The following is a 21495-nucleotide window of genomic DNA, read 5'->3' on the forward strand; positions in this document are numbered from 1 at the left end:
TTGTACTTACTACTTGGGCGCTCCCTTTATTTCTATCTAATGGCAATTCGAGCGGTGCATGACCAATGGTCCCCCTGGCAAGAATTCATTGATAACCATTAGCGATTTTTCCCGGTGATTTTATGTATGTGTAGGCTAGACGTGATGATAGGGTGTGACGGCAGACTCGGATTACCCGTTCGTCTGCTGCCATCCACCCTGACTGGACGACCCCCACCCAACCCCCATCGCGACTCTGGTCAGAGGCACACCCCCAACCACCACCACGACGCCAATCCACCACCACTCTACGCGTCGACTGGACATCCCGTGCGAACCGTCATCCCGCGCGGGTCCAGTTTTTTGTGACCCCTCGTCGAACCACCGGTATGGTCGCGACCTTCGAGTTGTACGAGGACCGTGCCGGGAAGCATCGCTGGCGACTGATCGCAAGCAACGGCGAGATCATCGCCGACAGCGGCGAGGGCTACAGTACCAGATCAGGTGCTCGCGAGGCCATCGGCCGCATCCGCGAGCACGCGCCCGACGCCGCCATCCCGTCGTTCGAGGACACCCACTTCGAGGTGTTCCGCGACACGGCCGACGAGTACCGCTGGCGACTGGTCGCGGACAACGGCCGCATTCTGGCCGACAGCGGCGAGGGCTACGCGAGCAAGCACGGTGCCCGCGACGCCGCGGCCCGCGTCCAGCAGCGTGTGACGGACGCGGAGACAACGGAGCTGGGCGACGCGTGAGCCACACGCTCGTCGTCCGTGACGGCACCGTCGTCGATCATCGCGGCGCACGCGAAGCCGACGTGGTCGCTCGCGACGGCGAGATAACCCGCGTCGAACCTGCCACCGAGGTGGCGGCGGACACCACCATCCACGCCGACGGGGCGTACGTCGCACCGGGACTCGTCGACGCACACGTCCACCTGATGATGGACGCCGGCCCCGACCCGGCGAGCGACACGGACCGCTCGACTGCGTCCCTCACCTTCCGCGCGGCCAGCAATCTCCGCGACGCCCTCGCCGCGGGCGTCACGACGGTCCGTGACCTCGGCGCGCCCGACGGCATCGCGCTCGAGGCTGCGGCCGCCGTCGACGAGCGCGTCCTTCCCGGTCCCCGAGTCGTCGCCTGCGGTCGGAACGTCGTGATGACCGGCGGGCACGGCCACTGGTTCGGTCGCGAAGCCGACGGGCCTGACGAGATACGGAAGGCGGTGCGTGAGCAGCTCAAGGCCGGTGCCGGCGTGGTGAAGTGCATGGCCACCGGTGGCGTCCTCACGCCGGGCGCGAACACTGGCGCGCCGGAGCTGGCACCCGACGAACTCGAGACCCTCGTCGAGACCGCGAGGGCCAAAGACGTTCCCACGGCCGCTCACGCGCACGGGACGGCGGGTATCCGGAACGCCGTCGAGGCCGGCATCGACAGCATCGAACACGGCACGTTCATGGACGCCAGAGCCGCCGAGGAGATGGCCGAGGCCGGCACGTACTGGGTGCCGACCGCGAGCGCGCTCGTCGGCATTATCCAGCACGCCGACGACGCGCCGATCCCCGACTACGCCGTCGAGAAGGCCCGGGAGGCAGAGGCCGCGTTCGAGGAGGCGTTCGAGCACGCGCTCGCCGCGGACGTGACCATCGCGATGGGGACCGACGCCGGCACCCCGTTCAACACGTTCGCGGACATCCCGGACGAGCTCGCGTTGATGGTGGAGTACGGCATGTCTCCGGAGGCGGCGTTCGAGGCCGCAACGCGGACCGCCGCCGACCTCGTCGGCGTCGACGCAGGCCAGGTCGAGCCGGGGCTGCGTGCCGACCTGGTACTGCTCCCGGACGATCCGCGGACCTCGGCCGAGGTCTGGTCGTCGGTCGAGACCGTCGTCGCACGGGGTCGGCAGCTCGACGCGCGGACCTAGCGTTCTTAATCCCTCCCCGAGTAGGGGGGGACGAATGCGTCGGCTACTCGGTGTCGGAGCGCTCGTCCTGCTCGCGGTGAGCGCAGTCGTGCTCGCCGGCGGTGCCACAGCGGCCGCACCCATCCCGGACGAGTCGGCCCACGCTCCTCCGAATGCGACTGGCCCGCTCGGCAGTGCACAGGAGTTCGACCGCACACAGTTCCGAATCCGCGTCTTCGAGAACGGCTCCGCCCGCTTTGCGATCCGCTACGAGCGCCAGCTCTCGAACGAGACCGAGCGCGAGCAGTTCCAGTCCTTCGCGGACGAGTTCGAGTCGAACGAGACCGAGTTGTACACCAACTTCGAGCGCCGTGCGCGAAACCTGGTAGCGTTCGGTCGCAACGAGACGGGCCGTGAGATGACCGCGACGGCGTTCCGCCGGGGTGCCAGCGAGGAGCCGACGTTCGACGGCCACGTCGGCATCGTCACCATGTCGTTCCGCTGGTCCACGTTCGCACAGACGACGGGCGACCGAGTCGTCGTCGCGGACGTGTTCGAAGGCGGGTTCTACATCGGTCCCGCGCAGTCGCTCGTCTTCTTCACGGGGGACGGGCTCGCGTTCGAGAACGTCACGCCAGCCGGTGAGTTCTCCGCACCCACGCCGGCAGGGAGCGACAGCGTCACCTGGCAGGGCGAGCGTAGCTTCTCCGACCAGCGCCCACGCGTCGTCTACGTCCCCGAGACGGCGGCGACCACGGCGACCACGACGACGAGCGGTGGAGGCGGCGGTGGAACCACCGGCAGTGACGGCACCACGTCGGACCCGGGCGACGCAACCACGACGACCCCTGGCGAAGCTAGCGACGGCAGTTCCCTCCCGATGCTGCCCGTCATGATCGGGCTCGTCCTCGCCGGTATCGCCGGTGCAGTCGTCTGGCTCCGCCGTCGCGACGACAGCGACGGGGACGGTGCGGTAGCCGTCGACGAACCGTCCGACGCGGCCGGGGCGACCACCGCGTCGGCGACCGGCGGGCCGAGCGTCCCCGACGAGGAGCTGCTCACCGACGAGGACCGCGTCCTCGAACTGCTGAACGACAACGGCGGACGGATGCGCCAGTCCAACATCGTCGACGAAACCGACTGGTCGAAGTCCAAGGTCAGTATGCTGCTCTCGGACATGGAGGACGACGGCAGCATCAGCAAGCTCCGCGTCGGCCGCGAGAACATCGTCAGCCTCGCGGGCCACGAACCCGATGCGGTCGGCTCGCCGTTCGAGGACGAGGACGACGACGGACGCTAAACCACCCCACGGCGACGCTGAAACGCAAGGGTTTTAATTATACCAGCGTAACGGATTAACGCGAAGAAGCGCACCGCTCCGTTGGTGTAGTCCGGCCAATCATCTTGCCCTCTCACGGCAAGGACCAGGGTTCGAATCCCTGACGGAGCACTCCTTCTTTCCGCCGTCTTGCGATTTTGGCTGTGAACAATGAGTGTGTTCACCATTGCTTCAGGCCACCCAAGAAACCAGGATTCGACTACCCCGACGCCGTACAGCGATTAACCCACTTGCCCCACCATCCTTTATACCAGGACTGACCAAGCGGGATAACAGCGCTCTCCGGGGGTTTCCGACATGGTAGACCTCGATGAGTTCTCGGTCGTTACGCAGCCTGCAGCACAGTACCTGAACGAACGCCAGAAACTCGACTACCGATCCGAACGCAAGAATTGCTTCACATGGCTATTAACCTTCGGGAAAGAACCAGACAAAGCCGAGGGGTACGCTCGCGGAACCGTCAAACCGCGCGCCAACCGGATGGACCAGTTCTATCGATTCGTCTGGGAATCCGAGAACGGATACACCGCAAACGTCACCCACGACCACGCAGACGCGTGGATGACGCACCTCGCAAAGCGGGACGTCAGCCAGACCCACAAGTGCAACTGCCAGAAAGCCATCAAGATGCTATTCAAATGGCGGAAACACGAACACGGCCTCAGTGAGTGGGACCCCAAGATCACCTTCACGCAAGATTCCAGTACAAATCCGCGCGAATACCTGACCAGAGACGAACGAGGTGCAGTCCGCGAAGCCGCCTTAGAGTACGGGTCCGTACCGAACTACAACAACCTTACCCCAAGCGAGAGAGACCGGTGGCGACGCTACCTCTCCCAGCGCTTCGAGAAACCGAAATCAGACGTCAAGCCCGCCGACTGGAAGAAAGCGAACAGTTGGAAGATCCCCTCGCTCGTATGGGCGAGTCTTGATGCTGGACTCCGTCCGATTGAGGTGAATCGGTCGCGGGTCGGCTGGATTGATACTGACAACGAGGTCCTTCGAATCCCCAAAGAGGACAGTTCCAAGAACCGCGATAACTGGGTCGTCGGCCTCCGGAGTCGAACCGCACGAGCGCTAGAGAAGTGGTTAAAAGAACGCGAAGCGCACTCAGACTACGAGGACACGGACGCGATCTGGCTGACGCGAAAAAACAACCCGTACAGTACGAGCTCGCTTCGCTACCTCCTCAAGAACCTCTGTGAGATCGCCGATATCGACACGGAACACCGACAGATGAGCTGGTACGCGATCAGGCACTCGGTTGGGACCTACATGACTCGGGAGGAAGACTTAGCGGCAGCGCAGGCCCAACTCCGGCACAAGAGCCCTGAGACAACCATGAAATACGATCAAGTGCCTGTAGAAGACCGGCAAGACGCACTCGACCGAATGGGGTAACCGCCCACATACGACATTCAGCAATCCGCTTCCCACTACGTATCGCTCACACCTGCGGACTGTGGACGGGTAACCTCTGCATCAAGCGCAATATAATCAATCCCGAATTCTCAAGCTAGATACTGAACTCGTACACATCTTCACCTTGATTCACAGACTCTACTGATACTACTTGGGACTCTACGTATCGTACCTCAATCACGACCGGCTCTCGGGCTTCCATCGAACCCGCCGCCGATGAAATGGAAGCTATGGCCCCTTGTCGAGCGCTCAAGAATATGCGGTGCTGAAAGACCGTATGGAGTCACATAATACACCCTCGGCTCAAGTACATCTCTGTGTACGTACTCGTGTACATCCATGCGTACGTCCACAAGTACGTGAGTACGTACATTCTGCCGGACGTTAGTCTCCCCAACCTCGATCGCGGGTGAGAGACAAGGACTCCCGCTGGATCATGATCCTCGCCATGGTCTCTCAATAGCGAGGGTTAGTGAGTGTCTCTGGGCGTCTCAGCGTATGTTCCACTACCGCTCCACGGCACGGGTTTATTCGTTTCAGACTGCTGCCCTGTGTATGGACGAACTGACAGCGAATATCTCGTTCGACCGATTCGCAGATATGCCGGAATTCTACGGCTCCGGTGCTGCGGAATACCGTCTGGCGATGGTGAAAGAGCGCGCTGACTTTCTTGATCTGTTCGCAGGCGCTCGTCACGTGGACGCCGTGACGTACGCGGAGACACCTGGGCTGATGGTACAGATGCTGACGGAGTACGACATCGGTTCACTGGACGTACTCATCGGGAACGCCGAAGACTACGCTGACCAGGTGAACGAAGTCTCGACGGCGAGGTCGCTCGTGCGACTGCGACAGGACGATCGACTCACGATTCGATTGAAGAACCGGAAGACAGTCCACTCGAAAATTTACCGAATCGTCATGCCGGACGACACGGTGAAGCTCGTCCAAGGGTCGGCGAACCTCTCGCGGAACTCCTGGGAGTACCACACGAACCAGATCTCCGTCATCACGACCGATGTCGGGACCGAACTGGACGAAGAGTTCGAGCGGTTCATCGATGGGTACCGCGACGGGTACAGCGACCAGACACTCCTCGAAGGGCTTGTCGAAGCACTGGAGGACGCCGATTCACCGGAAGAGCGGGAGAACCGAATCGAGTACTGGGTTGGTGCTGGTGACCTTGACGTGAGCGACACTGCCGCCCTGAATCAGGACGCCGTCGAGGACCTGAAAGACGTCGCCGATCAAGTCACTGCCGTCGTTGACGACCCAGAGGAAGCCGAGGAGACAGTTGCGTTTGTCGAAGACCCTGAAAACGCCGACCGAAATGTCATCGAACCGGATGAGCCAACAGACGAAGACGGTTCGACCGATGCTCCGGACGAGAACGAGTCTCCGGATGTCGGGCTCGTTGAGTCAGATCACGAAACGGGGCTGACGGACGGACTTGATCGGCCGCGGGTTCGTGCGCCCGACGAGAAGATACGGATGGGAACCAGCAAGGTGGACAAAGACACTGCCGACGAGTTCGGGGCCGGACTTCGTGACCGTGGCGCGACCGTCGAGGACCACAGCATCACCGCGCCACTGAGCGCGTACAACAACCAGGTCAAGGAATCGACGTCCATCCCGACGATGTCCGTCCTTCCAGAGGCAGAGCAAGTCGTGATTGGTGAGGACGACGAGATGATTCTCGTCGCCACCGACGAGCCGACCCCTGAAGTCCTGGATCATTGCCTCGAAACCATCGAAGACTACATCGAGACCGTCCAGAACCACGGCCACACGCAATCCGAGACCGCAGTGATGGCGCAGATGTACGAGGCGTTCCTCTACGGGTTCTGGGCCCCATTCGCCAACCAGTACGCCGAGGCGTTATCATCACCGTCACGAACGCTGGACAACGTCCTGCAGCACCTCTACATCGAAGGGAAGAGCGACGCGGGGAAGGACAAACTCACCGAGTACATCCTGCGACTCGTCTCCGATAACACGGTCATCTCCGGCGTAGACGCAGACGACGTCGGGGTCAAGGAAGTCCGCGGTGTCCGCGAGTGGGACACGTGCTTCCCGTACGCCATCATCGACGCGGAGAAAGAGAAGATCCAGCGGTGGAGCCCGATCCGAAACTATTGGGGTGACTGGACACCCACCAGCGTCGATCAGCCGTGCCTCATCTTCACCACCAACGACGCGCTCCCAAAGTCTGAGTTCCGGAACCGGATGAAAATCCTGAGTATGGACGTCTCCTTCCCTTCCAACCCGGAAGATCCGGGGTTCCGCGAAGCACAAGAAGACCTGTCGGGTGTCCTGGAACGGCAGAACCCGATCTTCAGTTACGTGGCCCGCCGAATGCTTACCGAACAACCGTGGACTGACGGGAACGGCACGATCGAAGACGTCCGCCGCATTGTCCGCGAATTCTACGACGAAGCGGGTCGAAAGCAGCCCGAGTACTTCCCCGCTGACGAGCCAGCCGAGAAAACGTACGATACGGGACGGTTGAAGTGGCAGCGCGACATTCAGGGCGGCCGTGTCACGTTCGAGTCAGAGCCGAATGCCATCACAGCTGACTTCGACCGCGAAGAATACGAGGTGTACGATTACGAGAAGCGTCTCCCCAAGCGCTTCATGTCCGAGAAGTCGTCCACGAGCGTCTACATCGGCGCACCCGAGGAATTTGCCGAGTGGATTGGGTATTCCGTCACCGACCTATTGAACGGCGCGGCCGAAACCGGCACGGATACCGAGCAGTCAGCCACCACGGAAGACGCGTCGGATACGGACGACTCAGGCGGATTCCTATCCCGGTTGTTCGGGGACTAGATCCCTCAATGATTTGACCGACTTTCGTGGGAGACTACACGAACTCCATCGCCTGTTCGGTCAATCGATAGCGATACGCTGGGCTGACAAACACGATCTGCCCGTAGTCTTCCGATTTCGTGACCTCTTCAGAGGACTCAATCGCTTCGACAGCCGTATTGAGTCGGTCCACTGGGTCACCGGAGCGGAGAAAGTCGATGACCTGCTCTGGCTCGATACCGAACTCCGCTGCGAGGATACTCCGGATTGTCCGCCCAGCACCATCAGCGACGGCGACAGACGGTGCTGAGGCACGGGCCTGCGGACCGTCCCGCTCTGCAGCGTCTTCAGACAGCGCCGTAACCTGGAGTTCGTCGTCGATATGCGCGATCAGCGCGTCCAGATTCGCTTCCGCTTCCTCAGTCACTTGCCCATTCACGATATCGTCAAGCCGCTCGCTAATCGCAAAGACATCCGGTCCAGGGGGCGCGGTCTGGTCAAGCACTCCAGCATCGACAAGATGATTCAACACTGTTCGCGGCTGGTACTCAATGTCGATATCAAGCGAGTCAAGCAGTTCCGTTCGCTTGATCCCCTCTTTTTCGGGACCGATCCCCGCGTTGTAGAACGCCTTTGCGACAGTTACCTGGTCGGCAACGCTGTGCGTGTTCCCTTTTCGTTCCCGAAGATACCGCTCTAAACGGTCGAAATCGACGTCTTCTGCCTCGTCAATTGTGAGCGCGTCTCTGACTTGGTCTGGAAGTTCTGGACGCGGCGCATCACGGTGTCGCTGGGCTTTCTCCGACAGACGCGTGTTATCGTAGAGGGCACGCGCGACGGGGAGCCCACGGAGATAATTGTACTCGTAGAGAATCTCCACACCATGTTCAGTCAGGCCGTAGAACTGACTGGGAAGATCGCGCACGTCCTCATTCGGCGGGTACCGATAACAGTCGATGATCTCGTTGTCACTGAGCACCTCCAGCTGATCCCGGATTGCGGCCTTGTTCTTCGTCATCATATACGCCAACTCATCGAGTGAGGGGAGATGCTCTGGGTGGCCAAGGATGAACTGCAGAATCAAGTGTCGCGTCTCCTGGGAGAGAAGGTCGTAGATCTGCCGCTGTTCTTCAAACGGGCCGCCACCCTCCGCGGCAGGCGCATCACTCATGGTCTCACTTGAGAGTACCCTAGCGACGCGAATAATACTTTGGGTCAACTGATGTGGTTAAACAGCGTATTAGCCATACTGGTTAGCAACCTATTTATTCATTCCCCAAGGAGCACACAGTATGGCTGACCCCGGCCCGCCTCCGAATGCAGCCGAAATCATGGAGAGCGTAAACGATGCGCTCCAGGGTCTCGAATTAGAACCGCACGAAACATCGGAAATACTGGGGTTCGCCAACCAAGAACTTCCACACCTCCACACGCCTGAAGACTCGTATTTCATCCTCGGCAGCTACCGCGACCCATACATTCGACGGCTCCGGATCGTCCAGAACGAACTGGACAAGCGACTCAGTACATACCCGTTCCTGATGGGCGATCTCCCAGAATTGGATATCGACCGGCTCCCAATGTTCCGTATCCGATTCACTCTCCTCGCCGCGCATGCCGATACCATCGTCGCTGTGTATGAACAGGATTCCGGGGGCGAAGTCACCGAACTCGGGAAAATCAGCACGACACCATACTTCGACAAATCATACGTGCTGCCGCGGGACTACGCGTGGATGACCGAACAGAACCTCAACACGGAAGCAGACGTCATCGCCGCTGCCGCGACCATCCACTTCAACGACGACCTCGACGAAGCTACCACCGAAGAAGAACTGGACTCGCTCATCGCCGCAGCCAACAAGAACAACATCAGCCTCACAACATCCGACGTCACCGACCGATTAGCGGATCGAGAGGATAGCGAACACGCACCGGTCTCGTACAGCTGGGTTCACCTCAACGAATTCCGTCTCTTCGAACTCCACGACCGATGCTTCGCCTGGTCCCGTCCAGAGGACTTACGCGATATCGTAGATGAAATTCCGTAATATTGAGTCACTGATGGTCAAGGTATCGGAACGGGCCGTCTCTTACATCAATAGAATCTCGGTTCCCCCCGGCAGGAAGTTACTTTGTCCTGAGTCGCTTCCCTCCCAGAAGAGTGAACCTGTTCACAGCGATATCTTTTAATCGAGGCTCTGAACGCCGGTTGAGTCTCCCTCCCCGAAGTCAGCCGATTCGGACTGTGTCGGTTCACGTTGCCGTTCATCGTACGCTTCGCGCCATTCCTCAATGACTGGCCGGCTTCCAGCACCGTGCGGCGTACGTCGCTGCCGTACTTGGATTAGTGCTGGCGTGTTCATCGCGTCACCAGACACGACCGCTTGCCCTGGGGTTAACCCGGGCAACTCTCGAAGCACGTCTTCGCCAGCGGCCTCCACGGAGTTTTTGATCGCGTCCTGGTCATTCGGATTCTTGATCTGCATCGAAATCTGCGTCCCGCACTGCGACAGAACGTCTTGGTCGATTTTCGACGGGCGTTGACTGATAATCCCGAGTCCGAATCCGAACTTACGGCCCTCGGACGTGATCGTTCGCATGATCCCTAGCGATGGGGATTCACCGGAGGCTGGAGCGAACCGGTGTCCTTCTTCGAACAAGGCGAAAATTGGATGCTCGATATCCGAATCCCGGTCTCGCACGTCATCAAGTCGCTCTCGATACATCCGCCGGAGAAGAACGGTCGTGATAAGTTGCTGATCCCGCCGGTCCAACGTATCCATCTGAAGGACGGTGCACTGCCCTGGGTCCACGATCTCGTCCAGCGGCACGTTCTCTTCAGGGTGGAAGAGATCATTTCGCTCAATCGACCGGCGGAGCCGCCACTCTAATGCGCCGACGCTCGCGTCATCATCGCCGTAAATCCGCTCCATTTCACCGATCAGTTCATCAATCCCCCATGTTCGACTTTCCTGGCGTTGCATGGCCTGCCATGCCGTCGAAAGCCGCTCTTGCATCCGGTTGCTCGGATTATCCAAGATTGCCATGACATCGCCGATTTCCAGTTCAGAGATGCGAACGCGGAGCCGTTCCGGATCGTAGTACTCGATTTCTGGTTCATACCCATCCTCGCCCTGAAATGCCTCTTCACCCTGCATTTCTGCCAAGGTATCGTACTCACCGTGCGGGTCAAACACGAGCAGTGATGCGCGCGAGCTCGGACGCATCATCTCCTCGATCAGGACCGACGCTGTGTAGGATTTCCCGCTCCCGGTTGATGCGAGGATCGCTAGGTGTGTCGAAGCGAATTCTTCGATCGGAATGTGTAGGTTTGTCGCCTCTGCCGGTCGATTCAACAGCCAGCCGACGTGCGCGACTCCGTCAAGTGTTGTGACATCTGTGCTGTCAGTTTCACAGCCGAGGTTCGGCAACACGGTTTCGAGTTGTTGATGCGGTGCGATCGACAGTGGTGTCCCCGGGTCAGGCAACTGGCGAGGATTAGCGAACGTCGTCATATTCGTGTCGTAGTACCCGATGACCGTTGCTGTCAACCGATACAACTCGGTATCATCAGTCGGCACACCGAGTGTCGCCGCAACCGTCTCCGGCCCGACTTCCGGATCCGCAAGGAACCCTTCAGGAAGCCCCCGAATCAGTTCCCGATTCGTCACGCGAGCGAACACCGAGCGTGGCTCACCTTCAACCGAGATAGTGTAAGTGATGAACTCGCCGGTCTTGATCGACTTGTCTGATGGAGTCACGAACACGAATTCATTCGGATCGTCACCCGGTCCAGCGACGGTTCCGACCACGTTTGATCGGTCAGCCATTAGACCACCCCTCGCTGCTCACGCGCTTGCCACTGTACGTTCTGTTCAACCACATCTAGTACTCGGTGGTTCGGATCGTCTTCCGGTAACACCCCTCGCAACCGGTCGATTAGTGCGACGATGACCTCCGACCCGAGGTCACCAGCAATATCCAAGAGCCGATCCATGTACGCCAGCTGAATCTGCTCATCGACGGTATGGAAGGAAACCGTGACCTGATCCGGACAGTGGAAGACGGTATCCTCAACTTCTAACGTCCACCGCGGCATTTGATGCGTTGGCTCTTGTATTGTCCCGTCTTCGGCGATTTCTGCAGTACCGAGAAGCGCCACGCCAGCGAGCGTGGTGCGCTCTTCGATGTACCCCGGCGTGAATTGGGCCTGGTCGTCCTGCGCTAATCGCGGCCCGGTTCGCCCTTGATCAGGATCGACTAACTGCGTGTCGTAAATCACTCCAATGACTGCGTGCTCGGTTCCGTTGACTGTTTTCTTGATGAAGACTGGTTGCCCGAACTCGCGCTCGTGAAGTTCCGGTGGGCGATCACAGTCTCGTTCCTTGTAGACCTCGACGACGTAATCCAAGTGGCTGTTCGAGGACACGATGCTACCAATCCGAACGCACGAATCGAGATCCGGACTGTCTCCGTCAGGTGGTGTGTCTGTCATAGTTCCGTCTCCGTACTGTCGTCTGGTTGTCGCGCGATGCATCCTGCTGGTACGTGTGGGGTGTGGTGGTGAATCATCGTCGGCGAAGTTCCTTGCTTAGTGCTTTGGCGTCCCATTCCAGCGGCACGTCGTTCGATTCAGCCCAGCGTTGAACGACGCGCTGGAACTGTTTCCGGTCCTGATGGTCTAACACAGCGTCGCTATCAGCCTGTTGGAGGATTTCGGGATAACCACGTCCGATGCCTGCTTCTGCCCGGACAATGTCAACGGTATACTCGTACATTGACTCGTACCCGTCGGGGCCGTTACTGCGGCACAGCCATCCAGGGAATTCGATTCGGTCGAGTCCAGCGCCCGGCGGCACGTTCAGGTACGAGAACAAGATGTCATCACGGAATTCGTACGCTTGACCGTTGTACGTTGTCTGCAACGCGTCGATGCTCCCATCTCGTTTCGAGATGAACGGGATTGTGGTGTCACCCCACGGACTCATTAACTCTGTCAGGACGTGCGCATCTGGGATGACGCGATCTGTCCCGAACTCGTCGCGTAACAGGAGTCGCATCATCTTCACGAGTTCAGTCGCGCTCGACCCTGCAACGTACCCGACCAGAGGGATTTCGTGGTGCTGACTCGCTGCAATAACTCGACTCAGCGTGGAGATGTATCGCTCTCGGGTTTCCGGCTTCAATGGGTTCGCAAACGATGCGATCAACGGCCCGTCGTAGAACACGACCGGCGTGTTGTCGATTTCACCTGCATCACGCGCGTCAGCTAACTCCGAGAGTTGGTCGATAAGTAGCTGTCCTTCGTGTTCGAACCGGTGATGGCCCACGAGTTGGGAATCCACAAACCGGTAGTCCCCATCCTCTGATTCCTGTGTGACCTCGTCAGGTGTCAGGAGTCGCCCCTCAACACCGCGATCAAGCCTCCCCTCTGTGTGATGATGGTTGACTGCCCATGCCGCTTGGACGTACGCGAGCGGAACGTTGAATTGCGTTGTCGGCGGGAGTTGTGACCCATCGACAGCCATCACCGGCACGTCACGAATAATATCGCGCGCCCACTGGTTCACCTCCTCGTGATTCTCCCACCCGTCACTCTCCGGGTACGGGACGATGAGACTATCCGCGTCATCAAATTCGTCCGTTGGATACGCCCCTGGGTACGATGTGTCTTGGAGCGACGCTCGAATCTCACCACTAGTCCACTCGTCGGGCAACCGCTGAAACGCGTCTTGATACCGTTCTACGATTCCCGTATCGTCTTCGAGATACGTCTTAATCGTGCCAACGTTCGCCTCCAATTCAGACGCGACACCGCGTTTATCGATCGGCATTAATTGACCGACACCTCCGATGTCTGCCGGTCTTTCTCGATGGTGATCGTGTAGTCAGTCATCGAATCGAACGTCTGATCGTGACTAATCACCGTGAGTTGCTCGAAGCTATCCAGCTGTTTGAGCTGGGTGACCAGATTCCGTTTCTTTTGCCGGTCGAGGTTCGCTGTCGGTTCGTCTAAGAACGCGATCCCCACGGACGCTAACTGTTCGAGGATCGCCAGTCGCACCGCAAGTGCAGCTGCCATCTTCTCCCCGCCACTCAGCGTCGAAAACGACTTTCGGACATCCGCATCGTGCACAACGATCTCGTAGTCGCTCGTCCACTCCAGCGTCTCAGCCGACGCGCCACGAATCGACCGGAACAACTCATTCGCCCGGGATCCAATTCGGTCAGTAATGATCTCCCGCATTTTCGGTCCGGCCTCGCGGACGTTCTCCCGCACCCAGTCAGCGAACTGCTGGTCCGCTTTCAGTTCCTTCACCTGCTGGAGCTTCTCCTGCCGCTCCTCTAGCTTCTCCTCTAACTCCTCGATCGTTTCACGAACCTCCTCCAGGTTCTCTTCCTTATGCTCTAGTGACCGCCGATCACCTGCCAGTTCCTCCCGGAGTTCCTCAATATCTGAGTCCAACGCCTCGAATCGTTCTTCATCGAACGACGCTTTCGTCTCCTCCAGCTCCACCTCCGTCTCTTCATGATCCGATTCGAGGTCTGCAAGCTCACTCTCCAGGTCTTCGACTCTCTCCAGTCGCTCCTCCACCTGCGATGCTTGCTGCTCGTGCTTGATATACGTCTGATGTGCCGACTCCGTTTCCTCCAGCGTTTCCTTGACCTCCTCCAACTCCTCATCCAAGCCCTCGAACTGCTCTAACTCGCCCTCGATCTCCGCCAGCTCCGACTGTTCCTCCTCTAATTCCGCCCGTTTCGCCTCCAACTCATCAGGGACATCAGCATGCTCCTTCACTCGGAATTCAGCAGTCTGATACTCGTCGTACGCCTCCTCCAAGTCATCTCGCTCGGCTTCGAGATCAGGGAGATCCGCCAATTCGTCTTCAAAGTCCGCTAACTCCGCCTCTGTCTCTTCCTTCTCGGCGCGCAGATCTTCGATGTCACCTTCCAACGACTCGATTTTCTCCCGATGCACAGGGAGCTTATCAACACGCTGCTTGACCTCTCTCGCAGTGTCACGCCGCTCACGCAGGGCATCAAGCTCCTTGGCGAGTTCCTCACGTTCCGCTTCGATTTCCTCGATGCGGGCTTCACGCTGCTCAATCGTCTTCGACCGGTGATCCTCGTCTAACGGACGGTCACACGTCGGGCACGGCGCATCAACATCCGTGTCACGCAAGCGATCCAACTGCTCTTCAAGCCGCTCACGCTCGCTCTCAAGTTGCTTCCGGCTCGCCTCCCGGTTATTGATCTCCTCGGAGAGCGCTTCCGGATCCGTCGTCGCTTCCCACTCGTCCTCTATCTCCGCAATTGTCTCCTCTTTGGCCTCGATTTCGCTCTCCTTCGATTCGATCTCCTCGGCCAACTGCTCGATTTCTTCCTCTAACGCATCGACGTCATCCTTGCTGTCTTTCAGCGATTCAATACGGTCATCAAGTTCCTCAAACCGCTCTTTCTCTTCTTCACGCGCCTCCAACGTCTCCCGAGAAGCCTCCAGTTCTTCCAAGTCCCCTTCCAGTTGTTCGACCTCGAATTCGATCGCCTGAATCGTGTCTTCCTGTTCGTCTCGATCCTCAACGAGTGCGTCCCGTTCGACCTTCCTCTCCTCTAACTCGTCCTGCCGCTCGCGTGTTTCCTTGTACAGACGGTACCCCTCGCGGTTCGCCTCGCACTTCTCCTGTGCCTCTTCAGCAGCCGCAAGTTCCTCCTTCGCCGTCCCCAAATTGTCTTTAGTCGAGTCGATGTCCCCTTCCAGCGAATCAATCTCCTGCTCAAGGCGGTCGATTTCCTCTTCAACAGCTTCCAACTCTTCGTACTCTTCTTCTTTCTCCGACAGCTCGCCGGTTTTCCGTTCGATTCCGGCTTCAATTTCCTCAACGTCGTCGGTCAACGACTCCGCTTCCGCTCGCTCGTCCGGCAGACCCTGTACCTCGCCAGTGAGCGTATCGATATCCCTCCGAAGATCCTGCTTCCGACTCTCGATGGCGTCCGGCACGTCCTTGAGTGCCTCCCACGACTCCTCGTACGCGTCCAGATTCAGGAGCGCATCGAACGTTGCCTTGCGGTTTCGAGGCGTTTGCGAGAAGTCCGATAGGAATCGCGTTTGGGGGACCCCGATACTGGAACTCCAGAGACTGCTAAGCTCGTCTCCATCTTCAACATCAAAGCGCGCACACAACCAGTCCACCAACTGTGTCTTAGAATCGATGTCCTGATCGATCCACTCGTCAGCATCGGAATCATACCGGTGTACACCGTACTTCGACCGGCCGACCGACCGAACAACTTTGTACCGGTCCGTCCCGTTCTGCGTGTCCTGCTCGAATGTGACTTCGACCGTTCCTGAACTCGCGCCTTCCCGCACGAACTCCTTGTTGTTGAACGGGAGCGAATCGAACAACGCGAATCCGATCGCCTCCTGAACCGTCGATTTTCCTGCACCGTTCTCACCGAGAATCGCCGTCACACCGCCTTCAATCGGCACAACAGTCCGATCCTCATACGACTTGATGTCTTCCAACGCAACTTCCGTGATTCTCATTGCTCCACCACCTCCCCTGCCTCCGTCTCTCCGTCTGCTTCGTCGCCGCCTGTCGTGTCACCAGACGCTTCCTCGCCTGTGTCTGCATCGGCGAACGGATCTTCTTCAATGTCTATCACGACGTCGTCTGACAGTTCTGGGAACAACTCCTGACGCGCCGAACTCACCGAGTCACGAATGTCCTCAACGGCTTCGCCAGCTTGGGCCATCTGATGAGCGTTCCCTAACACGTCAGCGACATCAGCTGCGTGGTCATCGTAGATCGATTCCTTCGCAATCGTCTCGAAAACGCGGTTCTCTAACGCAGCCGTGTTCAACTGCCCATCCTTGAACACTTCGTCCTCGTCGATCTCCGAGAGGAGTTGCTGCACGTTCGCCGTCCGAATCCCTGTATTCACCTGGACGTACAATGCGTCGCACGCGTTTTCCACCCACTCCGCAAGCTCATCCGTCCGGAAATCTCCACGGCTGAACTGCAACGTGCCCGTGAACCGAAGGTCGATTATCGGGTCTCGCGGCTCACCCTGTGCCGTGAACGTGTCCTGACTGCAGTATTCTGTCATCGCGGCCTGCTCATCCTGAACGTGCTCCTGAAACGCGGTTTCGAGGTCGCCAGGTGACTCATGCGCGGTCACGTCGAATTTAATCCGGTAGTATGGCCGTCGCTTCGTCGGGTGATGCGTCACGTCGCACCCAACCGCGTCAGCACCAGCCTCGGATTCTCCAGCGTTGAGTGTGACTGAGTAGTAGCCGTGCTCCCACTCAGTCCGCCCTTCCCGCGTATTATGGGCTTCCGGCGACCCGGGATTGTAGATCCACCCACCCGACTCGTACCGCTTGTGAATGTGCCCGAGTGCCAGGTAATCCACGACGTCTTTCACGTCTCGCAGCTCGCCATGAGTTACTGTCCCACCGAGCGTCGGCACCTCGTCTTCCATCCCGAAATGCGCCAGTAACACGGTCCATGCCGGCTCACCATGCATCTCATTCGTCTCCTGAATCCCATTCGCCACTTGCTGGAGCGCCTGCTCGGTCTTCGCGCCGCGCCACTGCAGACCGAACACGCGCACCGGCCCATCCAGCCCATCAACATCGATATCGTAGAAGCCGGCTGACTGCCCTGGTTCGTCCGGATCGTACGGGTTGAACCACGCTGTCTCTGCGTCCGCATTCAGGTTGGCTTGCAAGAACACGATGTGTCCACGCTGATGCAGGTAATTCAGCCACGTCACGTCACGCGGCGTCAGGTTCTCGTCATGGTTGCCACGCGAGACTACCACCGGCACCTCATCAGGGATCCGTTCGAGTTCCTGTTCGATCTGATGCAGGATCTTCGGCCGCAAATCCCGCGAATGGAACAGGTCACCCGGTAACAGAATCGCGTCCGCCCCGCGTTCCTCGATCATCTCTTGGAACGCAGCACGCGTGGTCGAGACCATGTCATCCTCGCGTTGTTTCAATCCGTACTGTCGATGGCCAAGGTGCGTATCAGCGATGTGTGAGAGCGATAGCATTATTAGTGAGTCGTGGAGGGTACTTATTCAGCCGAGCGTGCTACCAAATCACGGGCCTGAAAGTATGTGACTACGTGTAACCCGACGGCTAATAAACATCAGTCAACCATAGTGGAAGTGAAGCAGTAGGGGACATACAAATCTGCTAGCCATCTGACTATGCAGAGTCCAACACATCGGAGTGTCTGGAACATTTACTTTCACTTTGGATGGCGAATGTTCATACGGATCGTTGCTGTAATAGCCACACAGACGTATGACCTCCAAGATCTGCCAAGCAATTCAGGAAAGCCGCATAATCGAATTCCACTACGACGGGCATTACCGAAAAGTCGAACCGTACTGTCACGGCACCAGTAAACGCGGCAAAGAATCCTTGAGAGCCTACCAAATCGCAGGTGGCAGCAACTCACGCAGTATCCCGTTCTGGCGACTCTTCACCGTCGCAAAGATAGGAGATCTAAGCCTCACCGACGAAACGTTCCAAGGAAATCGACCAGGGTACAACCCGAACGACAAGGATCTCCGCGTCCACTGCAACATCTAACAGAGATATTTTCGCAAGCAAAGCGCCTCTTTGCTGTATAGGATCATCTTTTCGGGACTCCAATTCACCAGTCAGAGTCCCGCAAGAACGAAGATTAGTAGGATTGACCGCTTAGTCGTCGCTTGACTGGCTCTCTTGGAGATCTGCGATGAGCTGAGCAGCTTTCGACGCCACATCGTCGTACCCGCCTTCGATAGCGAGCCCCGCTGTTTGCCCCATCGCCTCCTCCATATGCCCTCTGTAAGCCTGCATGGAATCCACAGTGCCACCAGCACGGAACAACGCACCTCGCGGCCCGCCTAACTCCATTCCTTTCTGTTCTTCTAACTCTGCGATGATCTCTTTTGCTTCGTCGAGTTTCTGTACTCGGACGCTTGCGTTTGTCTGTTGCATGGGTTCGACCCGAACAGGTTGAGAATCCACCCACTTTTAAAACTCTGGCTCACAGCCGATCCAGACGCCAGATAGAACGCGAACAGATGGGCCCAACCAGTCCCAACAATAGAAGAGACGACAAGTAGAATACCGAATACTCCCGTTATAGCGCCTGAAACTGCGGGATTATTGAATTACTGTTACAGCATCCGTATTTGCGGGGGAACCTCCCAAGAGCAGCGTGGCCAACAATGGAAATTACGGAATCACTGTACTGACCGCATACGAGGGTAGTCAGGTGACGGGTCTCTTTAGCTGAGACAGTTGTTCGACTGAACGGATTCGTGCAATGTGGCACGTTCCGAATTTCAAAACGATGCTGCCCTCACGTTTTCTTCACCGATTTAGTTACTAGGAAGTCACGAGGAGGATACGAACTTGTGGCTCGTGCCTGTAGACGAACCATCGTTTCAGAGAACACTCGCTGAACCGATCGACCTGTCGGACTGGGATGGCCCCCGACTCGTTTCCTGAGTACACCCACGTGTGGGGCGTCCGGACTGATCCGGAACAGGGCTCCTGGGAACGCTATCGACAGGATCTCGAACAGATGGAGCGTGACGATCCGGTCCTAGTCTACCGTAACTCGGAAAGCCGTTACGACTGCAACCGGGCGCGTGGGTTGATGGCTCACACAGAACACGTCCGCGACGAGTACTGGGGCGGTGGCCCCGCACTCGACGTCTACGCCGTGGAGAGCTACGACAACTCCATCGATATCGATCCGAAGACCGTCAATCGGTTGCTCGGTTACGAAGAGTTGTTCTGGCCACAGGGACTCTGGCGGGTCAGTGACGATCGCCCAACGGAATGAGTTGTTCGTAAGTTCGACATCCGAATCTCGCCCGCTTGCGGACCCGGAATGCACCAATCACCGTTGAGTTCCCCCGTCGTCCACTCCTTAATATTATAATCTGACAGTGGCACGAACCATTCATCCGGTTCCTCATTCGGAGCCAACCACGGATGCTTGTCAACAAGTCATGGACGCGATTGCTGATCCGGTACTACTGGCGGTTCCTCGCCGTCACCGTCGTACCACTTCAAAAGTCCACTTGAAACACGGGTTACAGCAGATAGTGATTTCCGAACAGGTTCTCTCTCACGTGAACCCGAGCGGAACTGTAGCCAACCCATCTGAAGATCGCCCGCCTCACGGAAGTGAATCCCAGCGCCGGTTCAGCCAAAATATATAAAATCATATATCTATTCGATATTTTTATTATAGCCAACCTTGATCTGATCAGATCGTCATCAGTTGGTTCTATATTTGTAGCTTATTGGGTTTTGTTATTTCAGGACATAATTAAATACCCATCTATAAATATATTCTGGATACAGTCACTACATCTCGGATTCAACAAACCGGGGGAAATACCGATACACATCAGCATACCTCTCCTTCACCTCATCAGAAACAGGAGCATCACTATTGGTTGGAGACGAAGGCAACCACCGTTCAATATCCCGCATCTCTGCAAAAGTCAGTTTTGGTGGATTAATATGATACTGTTCATTCCCCATCTGGACCACATCTAGCTCATCAAAAGACGCTTTCTGATACTGTTGTGGTGGTGGCTCGGAGTTGGATGAATTAGCTCCGGTGGCGTCGGGGGTTCGGACTGCGCAGAGCCCATCGGATGTTGATGGTGCTGCTGCGGGTGATGACGGTGAGGAGGGGTGTGGTGGCGATGACTGATTCGTCGGCGGCGACTGCGGGCGAGGGGCGAGAGTCGGGTGACACCGGGGCTGCGACGGATGCCGAGCCGATGCTCGCGGTGTATCGGCATGACACTCACAAACTGTGGGGCCGGTCGCATGCGGCGGGTCGTGACCGGGTTGCTGGGGTGCGGGTGAATGAGACGGTGCCGTTGGGTGCGGATCGGGACGCGGCGCTACTGAGCCGCCCGCATGGCGAGCCTGAGCAGACGCTGGATGCACATGCGTCGCCGGGTCGCGTGTCGCTGTTGACTGGTGACGTGGTGATGTCGGGGTCCGTTGGTTCGGATGGGCGAGACGCGGCTGTGCGGGAGTTAGTTCGGATTGAGGATCCTGTGGTGATGCATGAGGCGTGGTTGTCGTCGGGCGTGGCGGCGCTGTTCTCCGAGTCGGTGTTCTACCCGTACACGTCGCTGAAGTATCACACGCTGTTGGCGGCGGCGCTGCTCGATAATTACCGTGCGGGGTTCGGGTTTGAGGAGTTGTTCTTGGCGGTTGAGGAGCCGGACGGCCCGGTGACGCCGCACCGGACGGTGCTTTCGACGCCGGCGGCTCGGTTGTGCGTGACTGGCGAGCCGGACGGTCGCCCGGCGGCGCGGCTTGGTGACGGGCCGGCGCGGTGCTTCGCGGACGTGTGGGCGCGGTTACCGGTGCACCCGTTCGATGTGGATGGCGGGCGGCGCTGGCGGGTGTTGGATGCGCAGTTGCGGCGGATCCGGTCGTGGTCGGCGGCGCTCCAGTTCGTCGAGGAGTATTGTCGGCGCTTCGACCCAGGGAGTGGTGCGAGCGGTGACGGTGTCGGGGGTGGGAGGTGATGCCGGTGGGCTGGGGGTGTGCTGGTTGGTGGTGTGGTTGTCGTGGGAGAGTGGCGGTGCTCGTGGTGGGGCATCGTTCACGGTGGGCTGTGGCTGCTCGTGTGGCAGGCTGTGGTGGGCGTGCCGCTGCGAGTCGCAGTGAGAGTGACCGTGGGTGCGGTGAGCGACGGCGGTCGTCGGGATGCGTGGTGGTGTCCCGACGTCGTTGCTTGACCGCCCATTGCGCCGGGGCGAGTGAGGCTTCGCGGCCGCTGCGACGGGTACGCGCCTATCCCGGTACTGGGCCGCGCGTGCGGAGGACAGTTGAAACGGGGTGTGTCCCTGGTCGGAGAACACTTGGTATGTGTTTAGCCCGAGCTGATTTCGCCACCATCTCATAGGAGGCGCACAAATCGGGCTGTATGAGCTGGCAGCGGAGGTTCGTGATGATCCACAGGGATGGGCTCCGTCGCGGAGCCCATCCCGT

At 58.5% G+C, this 21495-nt stretch carries 15 protein-coding genes, 1 tRNA gene and 1 pseudogene; 9 read left to right on the forward strand and 8 right to left on the reverse strand.

Going from position 1 to position 21495, the window contains the following annotated elements; all coding sequences use genetic code 11:
• Positions 1–368: 368 nt before the first annotated feature.
• The 6 genes from NO978_RS02995 to NO978_RS03020 all read left to right on the forward strand — a co-directional run bounded on the left by NO978_RS02995 (position 369) and on the right by NO978_RS03020 (position 7472).
• Positions 369–734: a YegP family protein gene (locus tag NO978_RS02995; RefSeq protein WP_257298033.1), complete on the forward strand. Its 366-nt coding sequence runs from the start codon at positions 369–371 to the stop codon at positions 732–734.
• Positions 731–1903, forward strand: coding sequence for an amidohydrolase family protein (locus tag NO978_RS03000; RefSeq protein ID WP_257298034.1), 1173 nt, complete (start codon positions 731–733; stop codon positions 1901–1903). Before NO978_RS02995 ends, NO978_RS03000 begins: the two co-directional genes overlap by 4 nt.
• 34 nt (positions 1904–1937) lie before the next feature.
• On the forward strand, positions 1938–3182 hold the full coding sequence (locus NO978_RS03005; RefSeq protein ID WP_257298035.1) for a helix-turn-helix domain-containing protein: 1245 nt from the start codon (positions 1938–1940) through the stop codon (positions 3180–3182).
• 75 nt (positions 3183–3257) lie between these two features.
• Positions 3258–3332: transfer RNA gene (locus NO978_RS03010), tRNA-Glu, on the forward strand.
• 186 nt (positions 3333–3518) lie between these two features.
• The gene (locus NO978_RS03015; RefSeq protein WP_257298036.1) at positions 3519–4622 is read left to right on the forward strand and encodes a site-specific integrase; all 1104 of its coding nucleotides are present in this window, start codon (positions 3519–3521) and stop codon (positions 4620–4622) included.
• Between the two features lie 576 nt (positions 4623–5198).
• Positions 5199–7472 (forward strand): hypothetical protein, encoded by a 2274-nt coding sequence (locus tag NO978_RS03020; RefSeq protein ID WP_369684086.1) that lies wholly within the window; start codon positions 5199–5201, stop codon positions 7470–7472.
• 34 nt (positions 7473–7506) lie between these two features.
• Here the strand turns inward: NO978_RS03020 and NO978_RS03025 are convergent, their stop codons facing one another.
• The gene (locus NO978_RS03025; protein WP_257298038.1) at positions 7507–8622 is read right to left on the reverse strand and encodes a hypothetical protein; all 1116 of its coding nucleotides are present in this window, start codon (positions 8620–8622) and stop codon (positions 7507–7509) included.
• Positions 8623–8743: 121 nt separating this feature from the next.
• On the opposite strand from NO978_RS03025, the gene NO978_RS03030 reads away from it, so the two are divergent.
• Complete coding sequence (locus NO978_RS03030; RefSeq protein ID WP_257298039.1) at positions 8744–9502, forward strand: hypothetical protein; 759 nt, start codon at positions 8744–8746, stop codon at positions 9500–9502.
• A gap of 138 nt (positions 9503–9640) precedes the next feature.
• On the opposite strand, the gene NO978_RS03035 is transcribed toward NO978_RS03030, so the two are convergent.
• The 6 genes from NO978_RS03035 to NO978_RS03060 all read right to left on the reverse strand — a co-directional run bounded on the left by NO978_RS03035 (position 9641) and on the right by NO978_RS03060 (position 18453).
• Positions 9641–11284 carry an ATP-binding protein gene (locus tag NO978_RS03035; protein WP_257298040.1) on the reverse strand — a complete coding sequence of 548 codons (1644 nt, stop codon included), beginning with the start codon at positions 11282–11284 and terminating at the stop codon, positions 9641–9643.
• Positions 11284–11949, reverse strand: a complete 666-nt coding sequence (locus NO978_RS03040; protein ID WP_257298041.1) for a hypothetical protein — start codon at positions 11947–11949, stop codon at positions 11284–11286. Before NO978_RS03040 ends, NO978_RS03035 begins: the two co-directional genes overlap by 1 nt.
• Positions 11950–12022: 73 nt before the next feature.
• Entirely contained in the window at positions 12023–13288 is a 1266-nt protein-coding gene (locus NO978_RS03045; protein WP_257298042.1) for a DNA double-strand break repair nuclease NurA, read from the reverse strand.
• On the reverse strand, positions 13288–15999 hold the full coding sequence (locus tag NO978_RS03050; protein WP_257298043.1) for an SMC family ATPase: 2712 nt from the start codon (positions 15997–15999) through the stop codon (positions 13288–13290). The genes NO978_RS03045 and NO978_RS03050 overlap by 1 nt, the downstream gene beginning before the upstream one ends.
• The gene (locus NO978_RS03055) at positions 15996–17513 is read right to left on the reverse strand and encodes a metallophosphoesterase (protein WP_257298044.1); all 1518 of its coding nucleotides are present in this window, start codon (positions 17511–17513) and stop codon (positions 15996–15998) included. Before NO978_RS03055 ends, NO978_RS03050 begins: the two co-directional genes overlap by 4 nt.
• Positions 17514–18171: 658 nt before the next feature.
• Positions 18172–18453 carry a hypothetical protein gene (locus NO978_RS03060; protein WP_257298045.1) on the reverse strand — a complete coding sequence of 94 codons (282 nt, stop codon included), beginning with the start codon at positions 18451–18453 and terminating at the stop codon, positions 18172–18174.
• A gap of 667 nt (positions 18454–19120) precedes the next feature.
• Between NO978_RS03060 and NO978_RS03065 the strand changes: the two genes are divergently transcribed.
• Positions 19121–19309, forward strand: a complete 189-nt coding sequence (locus NO978_RS03065; RefSeq protein ID WP_257298046.1) for a hypothetical protein — start codon at positions 19121–19123, stop codon at positions 19307–19309.
• A 530-nt stretch (positions 19310–19839) separates the two neighbouring features.
• On the opposite strand, the pseudogene NO978_RS19890 reads toward NO978_RS03065, so the two are convergent.
• Positions 19840–20049: pseudogene (locus NO978_RS19890) on the reverse strand (O-methyltransferase); the annotation flags it as partial.
• A gap of 215 nt (positions 20050–20264) precedes the next feature.
• Between NO978_RS19890 and NO978_RS03070 the strand changes: the two are divergent.
• Complete coding sequence (locus NO978_RS03070; protein WP_369684095.1) at positions 20265–21029, forward strand: hypothetical protein; 765 nt, start codon at positions 20265–20267, stop codon at positions 21027–21029.
• The last annotated feature ends 466 nt before the right edge of the window (positions 21030–21495 follow it).

The organism is Haloarchaeobius sp. FL176 (assembly GCF_024609245.1).
GTDB lineage: Archaea > Halobacteriota > Halobacteria > Halobacteriales > Natrialbaceae > Haloarchaeobius.

Coding starts and splice junctions, on each gene's coding strand:
- NO978_RS02995 (WP_257298033.1), top strand. CDS start 369: ATGGTCGCGACCTTCGAGTTGTACGAGGACCGTGCCGGGAAGCATCGC.
- NO978_RS03005 (WP_257298035.1), top strand. CDS start 1,938: ATGCGTCGGCTACTCGGTGTCGGAGCGCTCGTCCTGCTCGCGGTGAGC.
- NO978_RS03015 (WP_257298036.1), top strand. CDS start 3,519: ATGGTAGACCTCGATGAGTTCTCGGTCGTTACGCAGCCTGCAGCACAG.
- NO978_RS03020 (WP_369684086.1), top strand. CDS start 5,199: ATGGACGAACTGACAGCGAATATCTCGTTCGACCGATTCGCAGATATG.
- NO978_RS03025 (WP_257298038.1), bottom strand. CDS start 8,622: ATGAGTGATGCGCCTGCCGCGGAGGGTGGCGGCCCGTTTGAAGAACAG.
- NO978_RS03030 (WP_257298039.1), top strand. CDS start 8,744: ATGGCTGACCCCGGCCCGCCTCCGAATGCAGCCGAAATCATGGAGAGC.
- NO978_RS03035 (WP_257298040.1), bottom strand. CDS start 11,284: ATGGCTGACCGATCAAACGTGGTCGGAACCGTCGCTGGACCGGGTGAC.
- NO978_RS03040 (WP_257298041.1), bottom strand. CDS start 11,949: ATGACAGACACACCACCTGACGGAGACAGTCCGGATCTCGATTCGTGC.
- NO978_RS03045 (WP_257298042.1), bottom strand. CDS start 13,288: ATGCCGATCGATAAACGCGGTGTCGCGTCTGAATTGGAGGCGAACGTT.
- NO978_RS03050 (WP_257298043.1), bottom strand. CDS start 15,999: ATGAGAATCACGGAAGTTGCGTTGGAAGACATCAAGTCGTATGAGGAT.
- NO978_RS03055 (WP_257298044.1), bottom strand. CDS start 17,513: ATGCTATCGCTCTCACACATCGCTGATACGCACCTTGGCCATCGACAG.
- NO978_RS03060 (WP_257298045.1), bottom strand. CDS start 18,453: ATGCAACAGACAAACGCAAGCGTCCGAGTACAGAAACTCGACGAAGCA.
- NO978_RS03065 (WP_257298046.1), top strand. CDS start 19,121: ATGGCTCACACAGAACACGTCCGCGACGAGTACTGGGGCGGTGGCCCC.
- NO978_RS03070 (WP_369684095.1), top strand. CDS start 20,265: ATGCTCGCGGTGTATCGGCATGACACTCACAAACTGTGGGGCCGGTCG.